The sequence below is a fragment of the Acutalibacter intestini genome (assembly GCF_034334985.1).
Taxonomy (GTDB): domain Bacteria; phylum Bacillota; class Clostridia; order Oscillospirales; family Acutalibacteraceae; genus Acutalibacter; species Acutalibacter intestini.
On sequence record NZ_JAWXXL010000128.1, the window covers coordinates 1 to 744 of the forward strand.

At 47.0% G+C, this 744-nt stretch carries 1 protein-coding gene; it reads right to left on the bottom strand.

What is annotated here, in order from left to right; all coding sequences use genetic code 11:
• Positions 1-69: 69 nt before the first annotated feature.
• Positions 70-744: HAMP domain-containing sensor histidine kinase (locus U8U68_RS22040; RefSeq protein ID WP_322204626.1), on the bottom strand; the 675-nt coding region annotated here is incomplete at its 5' end.

Below are 744 nucleotides of genomic sequence, written 5' to 3' on the forward strand. Positions count from 1 at the left end.
ACCTGACTGCGTATCTGCTTGAGCCCTTCTTTTCCCACTTTCCGCAAATCGATATATTCCATATCCCTATTATATCACTCTTCCTCTCTTTTTCCTAGCTTTTTGAGCGGGAGTAATAAATCCGGCGCCATCATCGGAAACAGTCAGATACAGGTATCCATCCTGCGACTCTGCCGACACCTTAATCTTTTCCTTTGTAAACCGCACTGCGTTGGCAAGGAGATTTTCATATACCCGCATTACAATAGCGGCGTCTATATTCAAATAAGAATCCCTGTCTCCGATAACTTCATGGGAAAACCCTTTCCCATTGCGTACAGCCTCCCCCGTTTCCTCTAATTGCTTACAAAGAGCCTCCAACGTTATGGATTGACGGACGATTTCAATATCCTCCAGCCGCTGCAGTTCTCCCATGGTCTGCACATACTCTTCCAACCTTACGATATGCCGGTGCATCATCTCTGAGGTATCACTCACTTTTTCTGCGGTCATTTTGGGCGCATATTGCCTCAAAAGCTCACTCTGTCCCTTGAGAACCGTCAGCGGTGTCCGCAAATCATGAGAGAATGCCGCATTCAGCCTTTTGCGTTCCTCCATCTGCCGCCACATCTCTTCATGGCTTTCTTGCAATGCCTGCCGCATCTTCTCAAAGGAAGAGCACAGCTTTCCCATTTCGTCCTCTTTATCGTAAACAATTTTGAAATCTAAGTTGTTATCGGCAATCTGGCCGGCGGCATGATCCAG